The organism is Paraburkholderia sp. GAS32, from assembly GCF_050434225.1.
Lineage (GTDB): Bacteria > Pseudomonadota > Gammaproteobacteria > Burkholderiales > Burkholderiaceae > Paraburkholderia > Paraburkholderia madseniana.
Genome location: NZ_JBNPVS010000010.1, coordinates 166523 through 181995 on the forward strand (window position 1 = coordinate 166523; position 15473 = coordinate 181995).

17 protein-coding genes are annotated in these 15473 nt (G+C 62.7%); 13 read left to right on the plus strand and 4 right to left on the minus strand.

Annotated elements, in window-relative coordinates:
• Positions 1 to 104 precede the first annotated feature (104 nt).
• On the plus strand, positions 105 to 1388 hold the full coding sequence (eno, locus tag P3T25_RS15080) for a phosphopyruvate hydratase (protein ID WP_054038196.1): 1284 nt from the start codon (positions 105 to 107) through the stop codon (positions 1386 to 1388).
• Between the two features lie 108 nt (positions 1389 to 1496).
• Entirely contained in the window at positions 1497 to 1928 is a 432-nt protein-coding gene (gene ftsB / locus P3T25_RS15085; RefSeq protein ID WP_171925474.1) for a cell division protein FtsB, read from the plus strand.
• Positions 1929 to 2124: 196 nt separating this feature from the next.
• Here ftsB and P3T25_RS15090 read toward each other — a convergent pair whose 3' ends face one another.
• The 3 genes from P3T25_RS15090 to P3T25_RS15100 all read right to left on the minus strand — a co-directional run bounded on the left by P3T25_RS15090 (position 2125) and on the right by P3T25_RS15100 (position 4213).
• Positions 2125 to 2505: a hypothetical protein gene (locus P3T25_RS15090; protein ID WP_266237062.1), complete on the minus strand. Its 381-nt coding sequence runs from the start codon at positions 2503 to 2505 to the stop codon at positions 2125 to 2127.
• 169 nt (positions 2506 to 2674) lie between these two features.
• Positions 2675 to 3625, minus strand: a complete 951-nt coding sequence (gene hslO / locus P3T25_RS15095) for an Hsp33 family molecular chaperone HslO (protein WP_168435911.1) — start codon at positions 3623 to 3625, stop codon at positions 2675 to 2677.
• Between the two features lie 63 nt (positions 3626 to 3688).
• The gene (locus P3T25_RS15100; protein ID WP_168435912.1) at positions 3689 to 4213 is read right to left on the minus strand and encodes a gamma carbonic anhydrase family protein; all 525 of its coding nucleotides are present in this window, start codon (positions 4211 to 4213) and stop codon (positions 3689 to 3691) included.
• 347 nt (positions 4214 to 4560) lie between these two features.
• Here P3T25_RS15100 and P3T25_RS15105 point away from each other — a divergent pair, with 347 nt between their 5' ends.
• From P3T25_RS15105 to P3T25_RS15150, 10 genes are all read left to right on the plus strand, one after another.
• Positions 4561 to 5445: a ferritin-like domain-containing protein gene (locus P3T25_RS15105; RefSeq protein WP_233468712.1), complete on the plus strand. Its 885-nt coding sequence runs from the start codon at positions 4561 to 4563 to the stop codon at positions 5443 to 5445.
• An 85-nt stretch (positions 5446 to 5530) separates the two neighbouring features.
• Positions 5531 to 6415, plus strand: coding sequence for an alpha/beta fold hydrolase (locus P3T25_RS15110; RefSeq protein WP_171925476.1), 885 nt, complete (start codon positions 5531 to 5533; stop codon positions 6413 to 6415).
• A gap of 103 nt (positions 6416 to 6518) precedes the next feature.
• Entirely contained in the window at positions 6519 to 7349 is an 831-nt protein-coding gene (locus P3T25_RS15115; protein WP_171925477.1) for a 3',5'-nucleoside bisphosphate phosphatase, read from the plus strand.
• 142 nt (positions 7350 to 7491) lie between these two features.
• Positions 7492 to 8127: an L-threonylcarbamoyladenylate synthase gene (locus P3T25_RS15120; protein WP_154565475.1), complete on the plus strand. Its 636-nt coding sequence runs from the start codon at positions 7492 to 7494 to the stop codon at positions 8125 to 8127.
• A 47-nt stretch (positions 8128 to 8174) separates the two neighbouring features.
• Positions 8175 to 8837, plus strand: a complete 663-nt coding sequence (locus P3T25_RS15125; protein ID WP_093633535.1) for a site-2 protease family protein — start codon at positions 8175 to 8177, stop codon at positions 8835 to 8837.
• Between the two features lie 6 nt (positions 8838 to 8843).
• Positions 8844 to 10046: a tryptophan--tRNA ligase gene (locus P3T25_RS15130; protein ID WP_154565476.1), complete on the plus strand. Its 1203-nt coding sequence runs from the start codon at positions 8844 to 8846 to the stop codon at positions 10044 to 10046.
• Between the two features lie 16 nt (positions 10047 to 10062).
• Positions 10063 to 10674: a class I SAM-dependent methyltransferase gene (locus P3T25_RS15135; RefSeq protein WP_171925478.1), complete on the plus strand. Its 612-nt coding sequence runs from the start codon at positions 10063 to 10065 to the stop codon at positions 10672 to 10674.
• Positions 10675 to 10717: 43 nt separating this feature from the next.
• Positions 10718 to 11632 (plus strand): 4-hydroxy-tetrahydrodipicolinate synthase, encoded by a 915-nt coding sequence (gene dapA / locus P3T25_RS15140; RefSeq protein WP_171925479.1) that lies wholly within the window; start codon positions 10718 to 10720, stop codon positions 11630 to 11632.
• A 129-nt stretch (positions 11633 to 11761) separates the two neighbouring features.
• Complete coding sequence (gene bamC / locus P3T25_RS15145) at positions 11762 to 12901, plus strand: outer membrane protein assembly factor BamC (protein WP_154565478.1); 1140 nt, start codon at positions 11762 to 11764, stop codon at positions 12899 to 12901.
• Positions 12902 to 12908: 7 nt separating this feature from the next.
• Entirely contained in the window at positions 12909 to 13682 is a 774-nt protein-coding gene (locus P3T25_RS15150; protein WP_168435913.1) for an MBL fold metallo-hydrolase, read from the plus strand.
• Between the two features lie 151 nt (positions 13683 to 13833).
• Here P3T25_RS15150 and P3T25_RS15155 read toward each other — a convergent pair whose 3' ends face one another.
• Positions 13834 to 14532 (minus strand): Bax inhibitor-1/YccA family protein, encoded by a 699-nt coding sequence (locus P3T25_RS15155; protein ID WP_054038214.1) that lies wholly within the window; start codon positions 14530 to 14532, stop codon positions 13834 to 13836.
• Positions 14533 to 14843: 311 nt separating this feature from the next.
• Between P3T25_RS15155 and ndk the strand changes: the two genes are divergently transcribed.
• On the plus strand, positions 14844 to 15269 hold the full coding sequence (ndk, locus tag P3T25_RS15160; RefSeq protein WP_012433533.1) for a nucleoside-diphosphate kinase: 426 nt from the start codon (positions 14844 to 14846) through the stop codon (positions 15267 to 15269).
• Positions 15270 to 15473 lie beyond the last annotated feature (204 nt).

Sequence of the window (15473 nt, forward strand, 5' to 3'; positions counted from 1 at the left end):
TAAAGCGCTAACTCTGGTCGACAGCTAAAGCGCTAACTCCGGATCGACACAGCGCCCGGTGCAGTTTCACAGTAAAGAATTCAACGTCATTTCTTGAGGAAACCATGAGTGCTATCGTAGATATCATCGGTCGAGAGATTCTCGATTCGCGAGGCAACCCCACTGTCGAATGCGACGTGCTGCTCGAGTCGGGCACGATGGGCCGCGCTGCGGTGCCGTCGGGTGCATCGACGGGCTCGCGCGAAGCGATCGAGTTGCGCGACGGCGAAGCCGGCCGTTACGGCGGCAAGGGCGTGCTGAAGGCTGTCGAGCACATCAACACCGAAATCTCCGAAGCGATCATGGGCCTCGACGCTTCCGAGCAGGCCTTCCTCGACAAGACCCTGCTGGAACTCGACGGCACGGACAACAAGTCGCGCCTCGGCGCGAACGCGATGCTGGCTGTGTCGATGGCTGTCGCGAAGGCCGCTGCTGAAGAAGCCGGCCTGCCGCTGTACCGCTACTTCGGTGGCTCAGGCGCGATGCAACTGCCGGTGCCGATGATGAACATCGTCAACGGCGGCGCGCACGCGAACAACAGCCTGGACATCCAGGAATTCATGATCGTACCGGTCAGCCAGCCGACGTTCCGCGAAGCACTGCGCTGCGGCGCTGAAGTGTTCCACGCGCTGAAGAAGATCCTGAGCGACCGCGGCATGAGCACGGCCGTGGGCGACGAAGGCGGTTTCGCGCCGAATTTCGGCAGCAACGACGAATGCCTGTCGACCATCCTGCAAGCTATCGAAAAGGCTGGCTACCGCGCCGGTGAAGACGTGCTGCTCGCGCTCGACTGCGCAGCGAGCGAGTTCTACCACGACGGCAAGTACCAGTTGGCTGGCGAAGGCCTGCAACTGTCGTCGACGGAATTTGCTGACTACCTGGCGAACCTCGCCGACAAGTTCCCGATCGTTTCGATCGAAGACGGCATGCACGAAAGCGATTGGGCCGGCTGGAAGATCCTGACCGACAAGCTCGGCAAGAAGGTGCAACTGGTGGGCGACGACCTGTTCGTCACCAACACGCGCATCCTGAAGGAAGGCATCGAGAAGGGCATCGCCAACTCTATCCTGATCAAGATCAACCAGATCGGTACGCTGACGGAAACCTTCGCGGCTATCGAAATGGCGAAGCGCGCCGGCTACACGGCCGTGATCTCGCACCGCTCGGGTGAAACCGAAGATTCGACGATTGCGGACATCGCAGTCGGCCTGAATGCCGGTCAGATCAAGACGGGTTCGCTGTCGCGTTCGGACCGCATCTCGAAGTACAACCAGTTGCTGCGCATCGAAGAAGACCTTGGTGATATCGCCAGCTACCCGGGCAAGTCGGCGTTCTACAATCTGCGCTAAATGGATTGTTCGCTAGCGCCGACCGATGAACCGGTTACCTTTCGTTTCTGATTGACCCCGCCGCCCTGCGTATAGCGCAGGGCGGCGTGTATTTATTGTGCTTACTTCATGCGGCTTGTCACTGCTGTCCTGATCGTTCTGCTGGCGCTGATCCAGTACCCGCTCTGGTGGGGGCACGGCGGCTGGTTGCGCGTGCACGAGTTGCAGCAGCAACTGGCGCAGCAACTGCAGAAGAATACCGACTCGAAGCTGCGCAACGAGCGTATCCAGGGCGAGGTCCAGGATTTGCAGAGCGGTACGGCCGCGGTGGAAGAGCGGGCGCGTTACGAAATGGGCATGGTGAAGGACAGCGAAGTGTTCGTGCAGTTCGTTGCGCCGAACGCGCCGTTGCCGAACGCGAACACGCCGTCGGTCACAACGTCTACGCGCGGCGAGATGTCGGCGGCACCGTTGCATGTGGTGCCGAATCCGGAGTCGCGTGCGAAGCCGGATCGCAAGCATGGCGGCAAGGTGGCGACGGAGAAGAAGCCGGCACACTGAGTTTATTCGGGCTGGTTGGACTCGCAGGCCGACGCGAAACTGAACGCAGAAACGAACGGAAAAGCGAACGCAAAAGCGCGTAGAAAGACAAAAAAGCCGCCCGTGGGGCGGCTTTTTTATCGGCGCTGCAATAGGAACGGCATCCCTCTCAATCGCCGTATCGTTGAGCCTCTCCTTGGGGCGTGCCCGTTTCGGCTTACCAGCCCCAATACGGCGAGTAGCCTACGCCGACACCCGTACCCCAGCCGTGCCCCCAACCCCCGCCGTAATAGCTGCCGTAGACGCTGACAGGCGGCGAGTAATAACGTGAGTACGCCTGAGCCGCGTTCTCGGCAGCAATGGCCTGATTCTGATCGGACAGCACCTGACGGTCGATCGCATCATAGCGCTCGCGTTCTTCAGGCGTGAGCGGCCGGGCGGTGCTGGTCATGCCAGACTGGTCGGCCGGCAGGCGGCTATAAATCGGTGATGGACCCGGCGGGTCCATCACGCAACCCGTAAGCGCGACGCTACCGGCGATGACCGTCAGCACGGCGAACGAGCGCATGCAATGCTTTAGCGAAGTAGGGGTGTTCATTTTTTGATCTCCATCGGTCGGATGCCTAAGCAAAACATGCGCAACGCGCACCGCCCGAGATCCAACACAACGATCGACGATAACGCGCCGCCCAAGCCCCGGAAAAGCAGCAGGCGACGCGTCATTTTACTGCTGTAACGCAGCTGCAATGCGCTGCCGCCCGGCCGCTTCAGTGCCGCTGGTCGGCCGCCGGCGTCACGCCTTGTGAGAGCGCATTCGCGACAAAAAGTTGCGTTACATCGACCGGATCGAATTCGTACCGTTGATTACAGAATTCGCAATGAATCTCGACGTGACCGCGCTCTTCGATCACACCATCCACTTCTTCGCGGCCCAGCATCTTCAGCATGGCGCCGACTTTTTCGCGCGAACAACTGCATTCGAAGCGCGTTGTTGCCGGTTCGAAATGCTGCACATTCTCCTGCCAGAACAGACGGCGGAAAATCGTTGCCGGCTCTTCCTTCAGCAGCTCGTCTTGCGACATCGTGCCGCCGAGCGTGCAGACGCGCTCCCACGTGTCGGCATCCAGATCGCCCGGATGCGGGACGATGCCGCCGTCGCCCGGCAGCTTTTGCAGCAGCATGCCGACTGCGCGTTCGGTGTTCGCCGCGAGCCACAGGCGCGTGTCGAGCTGCTCCGAGTGATGCATGTAGTGCTCGAGCACTTCGGACATCGACTTGAGCGGGCCGTCCACGCCCGACAGCGGCACGATACTTTGATACGGCTGCTGGCCGGGCTGCTTGTCGCGTGGGTCGAGCGTGATCACGCAACGGCCATGGCCGCTCGCGTTGACCAGTTCGATCATCGAGGTGGTGTCGTCGATCGTATTGCCCGCTTCGCCGGAGAGCTTGGCGGTGGCGCGCATCGACAGGTCGGAGCTGCACTGCACCACCAGCATCTTGGCCGGTCCGTCGCCGAAAATCTGCATGACGAGCGTGCCGTCGAACTTGAGGTTCGCGGAAAGCAGCGCGCACGCGGCCATCATTTCGCCCAGAATCGTCCGCACGGGCGCCGGATAGTCCCGGCGCGTCAGCACTTCCTGCCACGTATTGCGCAGCGAAACGATCTCGCCGCGCACCGGCGCCGCGCTGAACATGAATTTTTGCAACTGGTCGCTCACAACTTTTCCTCGGTCGAATGACGCAGCCTGATGCTGCGCCGTGCGCGCCGCGCGCCCGGCTGACTAGCCGATACGCACGAGCTGCGCCTTGAAATATTCGCGGCGCTCGGCATAACTTGCCGCGCCGCGCTGCATATTGGCGATATCCGTCTCGGTCAGTTCGCGCACCACTTTGGCGGGCGCGCCGAGAATCAGCGAATTGTCGGGAAATACTTTGCCTTCGGTGACGATGGCGCCCGCTCCGACCAGACAGTTGCGGCCGATTACCGCTCCATTCAAGACCACGGCCTGAATTCCGATCAAAGAGCCTTCCTTGATCGTGCAGCCGTGCAGCATGACCTGGTGGCCGATCGTCACATTCGGCTCGATCGTCAGCGGGAAGCCCGGGTCGGTGTGCAGCACCGCGTTTTCCTGGACGTTGCTGCCGGCGCCAAGGGTGATTGGCTCGTTGTCGCCGCGAAGCGTCGCGCCGAACCAGACGCTCGAATTTTCCTCGAGCGTCACATTGCCGATAATGTTCGCCGAATCCGCGACGAACACGCTTTCATGGATGGTCGGGGCTGCTTCGCCAAGCTTGTAAATTGTCACGCTGTCTCCTCTTGATCGGTCGCTACACGCTGTGCGGGCGGGCCGGGGCTGCGAAACCGGTTACGAAATGGGGCAGCTAATTGAGGGCGCTAAAGCCAAACGCCAAAGAAGCGCCCGAAAAAGCCCTGGTGAACCGGGTTGTCCTGCCGGCCCCGCGCCATAGGCGCGCGAGATGGTCGAATCGAGTATTGTAAACGGTTGTGTGCTTGGGCCGCTCGACGGTGCCGTAAGCCGTCCGGCGCCCAGCTTTGGCAACCGTCGCGCCTTCCGTCCTGCCTGTTGCTGTTCTCTTTGCCAATCTGGTTGCCATGATTTCCGCTGCTCCGTCTGTTCTGCCCGCTCTGCCGATGTCGACGAATCCTGAGCATTGCCCGAATCGCGCGAACTGCGCGCGCACCGCAGCGCTGGCCGCATTGCGCGAAGTCGACCCGGCAACCAAGGCAGCCGCGGCACGCGCGTTATACGCTGCGGTGTTCGAAGGCAGCCTCGCATGCTCCGCAGACCTCGAACTCGCCGAGCCGACCGACCTGCCGGGTCGTCCCGCCCGTCCCGAACTGGTCGATCCGCGCAAACTGAAGCGCCGCAGCATGCAATCGCCCGAAGGGCGGGCTGTCTTACTGCACGCGCTGGCGCACATCGAATTCAACGCCATCAACCTCGCGCTCGACGCCGTCTGGCGCTTTGCCGGCATGCCCGCCGCGTTCTACACCGACTGGCTCAAAGTCGCCGCCGAAGAGGCCCATCACTTCTCGCTACTGGTCGCGCGGCTTGCGGAATTCGGCCACGTCTACGGCGATTTTCCCGCGCACGACGGCCTCTGGGACATGTGCGAGCGCACCCGTGCCGACGTGCTGGCGCGCATGGCACTGGTGCCGCGCACCCTCGAAGCACGCGGCCTCGACGCCTCGCCGCCGATCCGCGCCCGCCTGCAGCAGGCGGGCGACCAGGCGTCCGCAGCGATTCTCGACGTGATCCTGCGCGACGAAATCGGTCATGTGCTGATCGGCAACCGCTGGTTCCGCCATCTGTGCGACGCTGGCGGCCTCGATCCGCACGCCACCTACACGCGCCTTGCCGACCAGTATCACGCACCGAAATTACGCGGTCCGTTCAATTTCGAGGCGCGTCGCGACGCCGGTTTTGACGAAACCGAACTGGCCGCGCTGGTTGCTCTGGCTGGCCTCGACGCTGAGCAGCCGGCCCCGCCGACCACCCAAGCCTCGGGTAACTGAAGCCTTTTTCCATAGCCGGACGCCACGCATCGTCCGGCTATCTCGTTATAATCGAACGACCATTCTTTTTTCGGGCGCGCCGTTCATGAATACATCCAGGTCTGAATTCGTCGCCGTGCGCGGCATCCGTCTGCACGTGCGGCGCTGGGGCAATCCGGATGCGCCGATGCTCTTCATGTTGCACGGCTGGATGGACGTGGCGGCATCGTTCCAGTTCGTCGTCGACGCGTTGGGCGGCGACTGGCAGGTGATTGCGCCGGATATGCGCGGCTTCGGCCTGTCGGACTGGCCGGTCGCCGAACGCGGTGGCGGCAACTACTGGATCCAGGATTACCTCGGCGACCTGGACGCGTTGCTCGACCACTATGCACCGACCGGCGAAGTCAATCTGGTCGGCCACAGCATGGGCGCGAATATCGCCTGCCTGTATGCGGGCGTGCGACCGGAACGGGTTCGGCGCGTGGTCGATCTGGAAGGCTTCGGGCTCGCGCCGTCGCACTCGGCGCAAGCGCCCAAGCGTCTGCGCAACTGGCTCGATGAGTTGCGCGATCCGCCGCAGTTGAAGCGTTACGCGTCGCTGGGCGATGTTGCCGGCCGTCTGATCAAGACCAACCCGCGCCTCGCTCCGCCGCGCGCGGAGTTCCTCGCTCAGCATTGGTCCAAGCCGGACGGAGAAGGGCGCTTCATGCTGCTCGCCGATCCGGCGCACAAACTGCGCGGGCCGACGCTGTATCGCCTCGACGAAGTGATGGCCGTATGGCGCAAGGTCACCGCGAAAGTGCTGCACGTCGAGGCCGCCAACTCGCCCACGCTCGCACAGATTGCCGGCGAGATTCCGCTCGACGAGTTCAAGGCGCGCTTCCAGGCTTTTCCGAACTGGCGCGAGAAGATCATCGACGAAGCGGGGCATATGGTGCATCACGATCAGCCCGAGCAGGTAGCCGCGCTGATCGAGGGCTTCTGCGCCTGAACCTTGCAAAAGGGTTTCGGCGCGCGGGTCACTATCTCGAGATAGCGCTGCGGCCATTTACTGCGTTGCAGTAAAATGAGTGCAGAACCTTCTCAAGACAAAGATGAACGCTGACCTCCACTGCCACTCCACCGTTTCCGACGGCCAGTTCGCGCCGGCCGATGTCGCGCGTCGCGCGCACGCGGGCGGCGTGACACTGTGGGCGTTGACCGACCACGACGAACTGGGCGGCCAGCACGAAGCGCGCAGCGCCGCTGAGGCGCTCGGCATGGGCTACCTGAACGGCGTGGAGATTTCGGTCACGTGGGCGTCGCGCACCGTGCACATCGTCGGGCTCGGCGTCGATCCGACCAGCTCGATCCTGATCGACGGCCTCGCGCGAACCCGCAATGGCCGCGCCGCGCGAGCCGAAGCCATTGGCGAGCAGTTGGCCACGCTCGGCATCCCCGACGCCTATCAAGGCGCGCTCAAATACGTCTCGAACCCGGACATGATTTCGCGCACGCACTTCGCGCGCTTCATGGTCGAAAGCGGCTACGCCAGTTCGACTCAGGACGTGTTCACCCGCTATCTCGGCGACGGCAAGCCCGGCTACGTGTCGCATCGCTGGGCGAAACTGGCGGACGCGGTTGGCTGGATTCAGGCCGCCGGCGGCGAGGCGATCATCGCGCACCCGGGGCGCTATGCGTACTCGCCGGTCGAATTCGACGCGTTCTTCGCCGAATTCATCGACCTCGGCGGTAAAGCGATCGAAGTCGTGACGGGTAGCCACACGCCGGATCAGTACCGCGAATACGCGGACGTCGCGCGCCGCTTCGGCTTCGAAGCCTCGCGCGGTTCCGACTTCCATGCACCCGGCGAAGGCCGTGTCGATCTCGGCACGCTGCCGCCGCTGCCTTCCGATCTCAAGCCCGTCTGGGAACGCTGGCTGTGATCGCGCGCCGTGCCGCGGCGGCACGATATGCGCGACGGTCCCCGTCCGAGGGACGTGCTTTCGCCCGATCTTCCGCCTGGTCTTCCGTCCGATGTTCGTCTGCTTTTTCGTCCGTCATCACCCGTAGCCACCGTTAGTCAAAATGTCCCAATACTTTCGGCTTCATCCGGATAACCCGCAGCCGCGTCTCGTCAAACAGGCTGTGCAGATCATCAACGACGGCGGCGTCGTCGCGTTGCCGACGGATTCGAGCTACGCGCTCGCCTGCCACCTCGACGACAAGGACGCGGTCGAGCGCCTGCGGCGCATTCGGGGACTCGACGAGAAGGCTTTGTTGTCGCTGCTGGTGCGCGATCTCTCGGAGCTGTCGAACTTCGCGATGGTCGACAACCGGCAGTACCGCCTGATCAAATCGGTCACGCCAGGCCCTTACGTCTTTGTGCTGCAGGCCACCAAAGAGGTGCCGCGCCGCCTGTCGCACCCGTCGCGCAAGACCATCGGCCTGCGGGTGCCGGAGCACGCGATCACGCTGGCCATTCTCGAAGAACTCGGCCAGCCGCTGCTCGGCTCCACCCTGATCATGCCGGGCGAAACCCAGCCGCTGAACGACCCGGAAGAAATCCGCGAACGGCTCGAGAAACAGGTGGACCTGGTGATCGACGGCGGCCCGTGTGTGTGCGAGCCGTCCACCGTGATCGATCTGACCGGCGCCGAACCAGTGCTGGTGCGGCTAGGGCGCGGTTCTCTCGCGCCCTTCGGTCTCGAAGAGACGGCATGAGTGAAAGCGGACAGACGCACGCAATCGCGTTGTTACAATAGCGAGTTATGGATTCTTCCCTGATACAGACCATTGCGGTTTACGCGTTGCCGGTGATTTTCGCAATCACGCTGCATGAAGCTGCGCATGGCTACGTCGCGCGCTGGCTCGGCGACAATACCGCGTATGTGCTCGGCCGCGTTTCCGTTAATCCGATGCGGCACATCGATCCGCTCGGCACGATCGCGATTCCCTTGCTGTTGTACTTCGCCACCAGCGGCGCGTTCATGTTCGGTTACGCGAAGCCCGTGCCGGTCGCCTTCGGCAATCTGCGCAATCCGCGTTGGGGCAGCCTGTGGGTCGCGGCCGCCGGACCGGGCTGCAATTTCGTGCAGGCGTTGGTGTGGGGCCTGATCGGCGTTGCACTTGCTGTGGGTGGGGTTGACGAGCCTTTCTTCACGCGCATGGCGGCAGCCGGCGTCGGCGTGAATCTCGTGCTCGGCGTGCTCAACCTGTTTCCGCTGCCCCCGCTCGACGGCGGCCGCGTGCTGATGGCGCTGTTGCCGCCGCGGCAATCGATCGCGCTGTCGCGCCTCGAACCGTACGGCTTTTTCATCGTGATGGCGCTCGTCATGACGGGCACGCTCACGCGCTATTGGCTCAGCCCGCTCGTGACGCTCGGCTACGGTGCGATTACCGCAATTCTGACTCCACTTGTTTCGCTTTTCTAAATAACCATGTTCCCAGACCGTATCTTCTCCGGCATGCGGCCCACCGGGTCGCTGCACCTCGGCCACTATCACGGCGTGCTGAAAAACTGGGTGCGGCTGCAGTCCGAATACCCGTGTTTCTTCTGTGTGGTCGATTGGCACGCGCTGACGACGCACTACGAAACGCCCGAAGTGATCGAAAAGAACGTGTGGGACGTGCTGATCGACTGGCTCGCGTCGGGCATCGATCCGGCGCAGGCTACGCTCTTCATCCAGAGCAAGGTGCCCGAACATGCGGAACTGGCGCTGCTGCTCGGCATGAGCACGCCGCTCGGCTGGCTCGAACGCGTGCCGACCTACAAGGAGCAGCAGGAAAAGCTGAAGGACAAGGACCTGTCTACCTACGGTTTCCTCGGCTATCCGGTGTTGATGGCGGCGGACATTCTGCTGTACCGCGGCTCGCTCGTGCCGGTCGGCGAAGACCAGGTGCCGCACGTCGAAATGACGCGTGAAATCGCGCGCCGCTTCAACTATCTGTACGGCCGCGAACCGGGCTTCGAAGAGAAGGCGAATGAAGCGGCCAAGAAGCTGGGCGGCAAGCGGGCCAAGCTTTATCACGAGCTGCGCAACGCCTATCAGCAGGAAGGCGACGACGAAGCACTCGAACAGGCGCGGGCGATGTTGCAGGAATCGCAGAGCCTGTCGATGAGCGACCGCGAGCGTCTGTTCGGCTACCTCGAAGGATCGCGCAAGATCATCCTGGTCGAACCGCAGGCCATGCTGACCGAAGCGTCGCGCATGCCGGGTCTGGACGGCCAGAAAATGTCGAAGTCGTACGGCAACACGATCGGCCTGCGCGAAGACGCGGAAACGATCACGAAGAAGGTCCGCACCATGCCGACCGATCCGGCACGCGTGCGCCGCACCGATCCGGGTGATCCGGACAAGTGCCCGGTGTGGCAACTGCATCAGGTCTACACGGACGAAGCCACGCACGAGTGGGTGCAGAAGGGCTGCCGAACAGCAGGAATCGGTTGCCTCGAGTGCAAGCAGCCGGTGATCGAAGGCATTCTGCGCGAGCAGCAGCCGATGCTCGAGCGCGCGCAGAAGTACATGGACGATCCGTCGCTGTTGCGCGCGATCGTCGCCGACGGCTGCGACAAGGCCCGCAAGTTCGCCACGGAAACGATGCGCGACGTGCGTGAGGCGATGGGCCTGTCGTACAACTGAGCGCGGCACTGAAGCGATGAGCACTTCGGTTGCCACGTCGGACGGTCCCTCGCACGGAAACGGCGAACCGTCGCGCTGGGTGCGCCACTGGGCGCATCTGGTCGCGCCGGGCGGCGCGGTGCTCGACGTGGCGTCGGGGGCAGGGCGGCATGCGCGGTTCTTTGCATCGCTGGGCCATCCGGTGACCGCACTCGACCGCGATGCGGCTGCGCTGGACCTGATGCGCGACGATCCGCGCATTACCACGCTCGCGGCTGACATCGAAGGTGCCGCATGGCCCTTGCCTGCCGAGGCGAAATTCGCCGCGATCGTGGTCACGAACTACTTGCACCGGCCGCTGTTTCCGCAGCTATTGCGCTCGCTCGCGTCCGGCGGCGTACTGGTTTACGAGACCTTCGCGCAAGGCAACGAAAGGGTCGGCAAACCGTCTAACCCGGCGTTTTTGCTTGCACCCGGCGAGCTGCTCGAGGTGGTGCGCGGCCACCTTCGCGTGGTCGCATTTCAAGACGGATTTCTCGCGCAGCCGCGCCCGGCTTACGTCCAGCGGATATGCGCAATTATGGAGGCGGATCGCTCAGCCGAGCGTGCAAAGGCGGCACCCCCGCGTTGTTACGAGCTGGCTGGCTAATCCGCTACAATCGCGGTTTACCTGATCAAATTCATGGCGTTTCATGACTAACGGCAATCAAAGCAGCACTGGCGGTGTTCAGATTCGCGGCAGCATCCCTGCCATCATTACTCCGATGCTCGAAGACGGCGGCCTCGATCTGCCGGCGTTTCGCAAACTGATCGACTGGCATATCGCAGAGGGCACGAACGCACTGGTCGTGGTCGGCACGAGCGGCGAGTCGGCCACGCTGTCGGTCGAAGAGCACGTGCTGATGGTCAAAACCGCAGTCGAGCACACAGCGGGCCGGATTCCGGTGATCGCGGGCTCGGGCGGCAATTCCACCACCGAAGCCATCGAGCTCACGCAGCAGGCGAAAGACGTCGGCGCGGACGCCACGCTGCAGGTCGTGCCGTACTACAACAAGCCGACCCAGGAAGGCATTTATCGCCACTTCGCGAAGATCGCTGAAACTGTTGATCTGCCGGTGATTCTGTACAACGTGCCGGGCCGTACGGTCGCGGACATGAGCAACGAAACGATTCTGCGTTGCGCGCAGGTGCCGGGCATCATCGGTGTGAAGGAAGCGACCGGCAACATCGACCGCGCCGCGCACCTGATCAAGTCGGCGCCGGCCTATTTCGGCATCTACAGCGGTGACGATCCGACGGCGATCGCGCTGATGCTGCTTGGCGGCCACGGTAATATTTCGGTCACCGCGAACGTCGCGCCGCGCGCCATGAGCGATCTGTGCAAAGCTGCGCTTGCCGCGGACGCGAAGACCGCCCGCGAGATCCATCTGAAACTCCTGTCGCTGCATAAGAACCTGTTCATCGAGTCGAATCCGATTCCGGCGAAATGGGCGTTGCAGCAACTGGGTCGTGTGCAGGGCGGAATCCGCCTGCCGCTCACGCCGCTCGACGCGCAATACCACGAAGTGGTGCGCGGCGCGCTGCGCGAAGCGGGTCTGCTGGGCTAAACGGGCTCAAACCCGCACCCCCAGCGCTCAAGAAAGCCTGCCACCGGCATTCCCTTAACCGACGTCGATCCAGCCCACGTTCCCGGCACACAGAACCAGGCACCGCGTTCCAGCATCACGAAGGACCTCATGAAACGTTCCGCACTTTCCCTCCACGCAACCCGCATGGCGGCGCTGGCGCTTGCCCTGGTAACGCTCGCCGGCTGTGACACGCTGAACGACTGGTTCGCCTCCGACCGCGTCAACTACAAGGGCGCGGGCAGCGCACCGCCGCTCGCCGTTCCGGGCGATCTGAGCACCACGCCGACCGATCAGCGCTACGTGGCGCCGCCGGCCAACCTGGCGCTGGGCGGCGCGCAGCAACGCGCGGTCACCGCCGCAGGCAATTCCACCGAAGGCCAGCCGAATGCGCAAGACCCGCTGGGCATGCACATCGAGCGTGACGGCGATCGTCGCTGGCTGGTAGTCGACGGCCGCACGCCGGAACAACTGTGGCCTCAGTTGCAGGAGTTCTGGCAGGAAAACGGCTTCGCGCTGAAAACCGATGCGCCGGCCACGGGCATCATGACCACCGACTGGGCTGAAAACCGCGCCAATATCCCGGACGACTGGTTCCGTCGCACGGTCGGCAAGGTGATCGACTTCGCTTACTCGTCGGGTACTCGTGACAGCTTCCGCACGCTCGTGTCGCGCGGGCCGGCTGAGACGACGGACATCTCGATCACGCATAGCGCGATGGAAGAAATGCTGACGGGCCAGGACAAGACGTCGTCGCGCTGGGAAGAGCGTCCGCGCGATCCGGCGCTGGAAGCGCTGTTCCTGACCAAGCTGATGCAGAAGTTCGGCCTGACCGAAGCACAATCGAAGCAGCTCCTGACCGATGCGCGTTCGGCTACCGCGCCGGCCACGATCGACCAGAGCGCGGGCGCATCGACGCTCGACCTGCAGGAATCGTTCGACCGGGCATGGCTGCGCGTGGGTCTCGCGCTTGACCGTACCAACTTCACGGTCGACAACCGCGACCGCGCGAAAGGCATCTACTACGTGCGTTACGCGGACTCGATGCAGGAGCTGAAGAAGGAAGGGCTCTTCGGCAAGCTGTTCTACAGCGGCAATTCGTCGAAGAAGCCGGGTCAGGAATTCCTCGTCAATGTGCGCTCGAAGGGCGACACCGTGACGCAGGTGGCGGTGCTGGACGCGAACGGGCAGGTGGATAACTCGTCCGACGCGCAGCGCATCGTGACGTTGCTGCACGCGCAACTGAACTAAGCGGGCTGTGCGCTTCGCCAGTCTCGGCAGCGGCAGTGAAGGCAATGCCTTGCTGGTGGAAGCGCAAAGCGGCGCGACCACCACGCGCGTTCTGCTTGATTGCGGCTTTTCGGCCAAGGAAGTCGAGCGACGTCTGACGCGGCTCGGCGCGAGCGTCGAGGGTCTCGACGCCATTCTGATTACCCATGAACACAGCGACCACATTGGTAGCGCGCTGACGCTGGCGCGCAAGTGGTCGATTCCGTTGTACATGAGCTGGGGCACCGCCCGCGCGGTGGGTGCCGACGAAGCCGACGTCGACCTCCAGGTGCTGTGGGGCGACGAAGCGGTGGCGATCGGCGACCTCAGCGTCCTCCCTTACACCGTTCCTCACGACGCCCGCGAGCCGCTGCAGTACGTGCTCTCCAACGGCGCGAGCCGGCTTGGCGTGCTGACGGACGTCGGCACTTCCACGCCGCACATCAGCGCGGTGCTGAGCGGCTGCGACGCGCTGGTGCTCGAATGCAATCACGATGTCCGAATGCTGGCGGGTAGCCGGTATCCCCAATCGCTGAAGGCGCGTATCGGCGGTAATCATGGGCATCTGAACAACGAAGCCGCGGCTGAAATCCTGGCCTCGCTCGACCGTTCGCGCTTGCGCCATCTGGTGGCCGCGCATCTGAGCCAGCAGAACAACACGCCGGAACTGGCGCAGGCCGCCATGGCGGGTGTGCTGGGCGCCGCGCCGACCGAAGTGGTGGTCGCTTCTCAGGATGAAGGCTTCGCCTGGCTGAGCTTGTGATCCGTCTCTGATTGCCTGGCATCTGACATCGCCATGTCCGGCGATTCACCGCTGACATGCCGGCAGTGCAATGAAAAAAGCCCATGACGATCGCTCGCCATGGGCTTTTTCTTCAAGGCCGGCGTTTCAGGCGCCGCGCCTTGCGTCAGACTTAGTTGCGGTTGCCGCCAAAGATGCCGAGCAGCGCGAGCAGGTTGACGAACACGTTGTACAGATCCAGATAGATCGCGAGGGTAGCGGTGATGTAGTTCGTTTCACCGCCATTCACGACGCGCTGGACGTCGAACAGCATGTAGGCCGAGAAGATCACGATGGCCAGCACCGACACTGTCAGCATCAATGCCGGCAGGTGCAGGAACACGTTGGCGACCGAAGCCAGCAGCAGCACGATGACGCCCATGAACAGCCACTTGCCGAGACCCGAGAAGTCACGCTTGCTGACCGTGGCGATCGTTGCCATGGAGGCGAAGATCACACCAGTGCCACCAAAGGCGAGCATGATCAGCGACGGGCCGTTCGAAAAACCGAGCACGAAGCTCAGGATGCGCGACAGCATCAGGCCCATGAAGAACGTGAAGCCGAGCAGCACGAACACGCCGATGGCGCTGTCTTTGGTTTTCTGGATGGCGAACATGAAGCCGAAGGCGATCGCGAAGAACGCCAGCATGCTCATGCCGGGGCTGGTGGCGGCGAACAGCGAGAAGCCGGTTGCCACGCCCACCCATGCGCCGAGCACGGTCGGAATCATGGACAGCGCGAGCAGCCAGTAGGTGTTCCGTAGTACGCGGTTGCGCGTTTCGACCGTGCTGACTGCGCCATTGCGGCCAAAGCTATACGGATGATCGTTCATGGTCTCTCCTTACCTCAGAAGCGTGTTGCGTAATGGTTGTGCCGCGGGTTGCGCAGCAGGTGGTGCGTCAGGTAGTGCAGCGCCGGCCGGAATGCTTGCCGCCAGTCGCAGGGTGTTCATCCCTAAGATTGGCGCGGTGGCAGGGAGTTTCAATACCCGGAAAATGTCCACACGACCTACGCTACCAGTATTCAGAAACTCCTGCTTGGAGTCTTTCAATGTTGTAAGGGTTCAATCGCAATCATACACGGGAACATGCTACAATAGCGGATTCATTTGAATCTGTAACCTCTTAATTTTTTGGAGTTTTTATGGCGATCGAACGCACCCTGTCGATTATCAAGCCGGACGCAGTGGCCAAGAACGTGATCGGTCAGATCTACAGCCGTTTCGAAAACGCTGGCCTGAAGATCGTGGCTTCGCGCATGGTCCACCTGTCGCGCGCTGACGCAGAGAAGTTCTACGCTGTGCACGCTGCACGCCCGTTCTTCAAGGACCTGGTCGATTTCATGATCTCGGGCCCGGTGGTCGTGCAAGCGCTGGAAGGCGAAAACGCGATCCTGAAGCACCGCGACCTGATGGGCGCAACGGACCCGAAGAAGGCAGAAAAGGGCACGATCCGCGCTGACTTCGCTGACAGTATCGACGCTAACGCGGTGCATGGTTCGGACGCCGCTGAAACGGCTGCAGTTGAAATCGCGTTCTTCTTCCCGCAAGTGAACGTCTACTCGCGTTAAGCGGGTATGGGCAGGTTTGAGCGCGTCTGAGCGCGCTTGACCTGTAAGGCGCGATCCGCGCGATTCGTGCGCTGCCGTTGGATTTGTCGCACGAATCCGCACGAACAGCCCGGCAAAGTAGTAAGGTAAAGCAGCAGGAATGGGCGCGAACGGCATTGCGTTCATGCAGCTTGTTGCATGAACGTAGTCTCGCACTGAAATGGC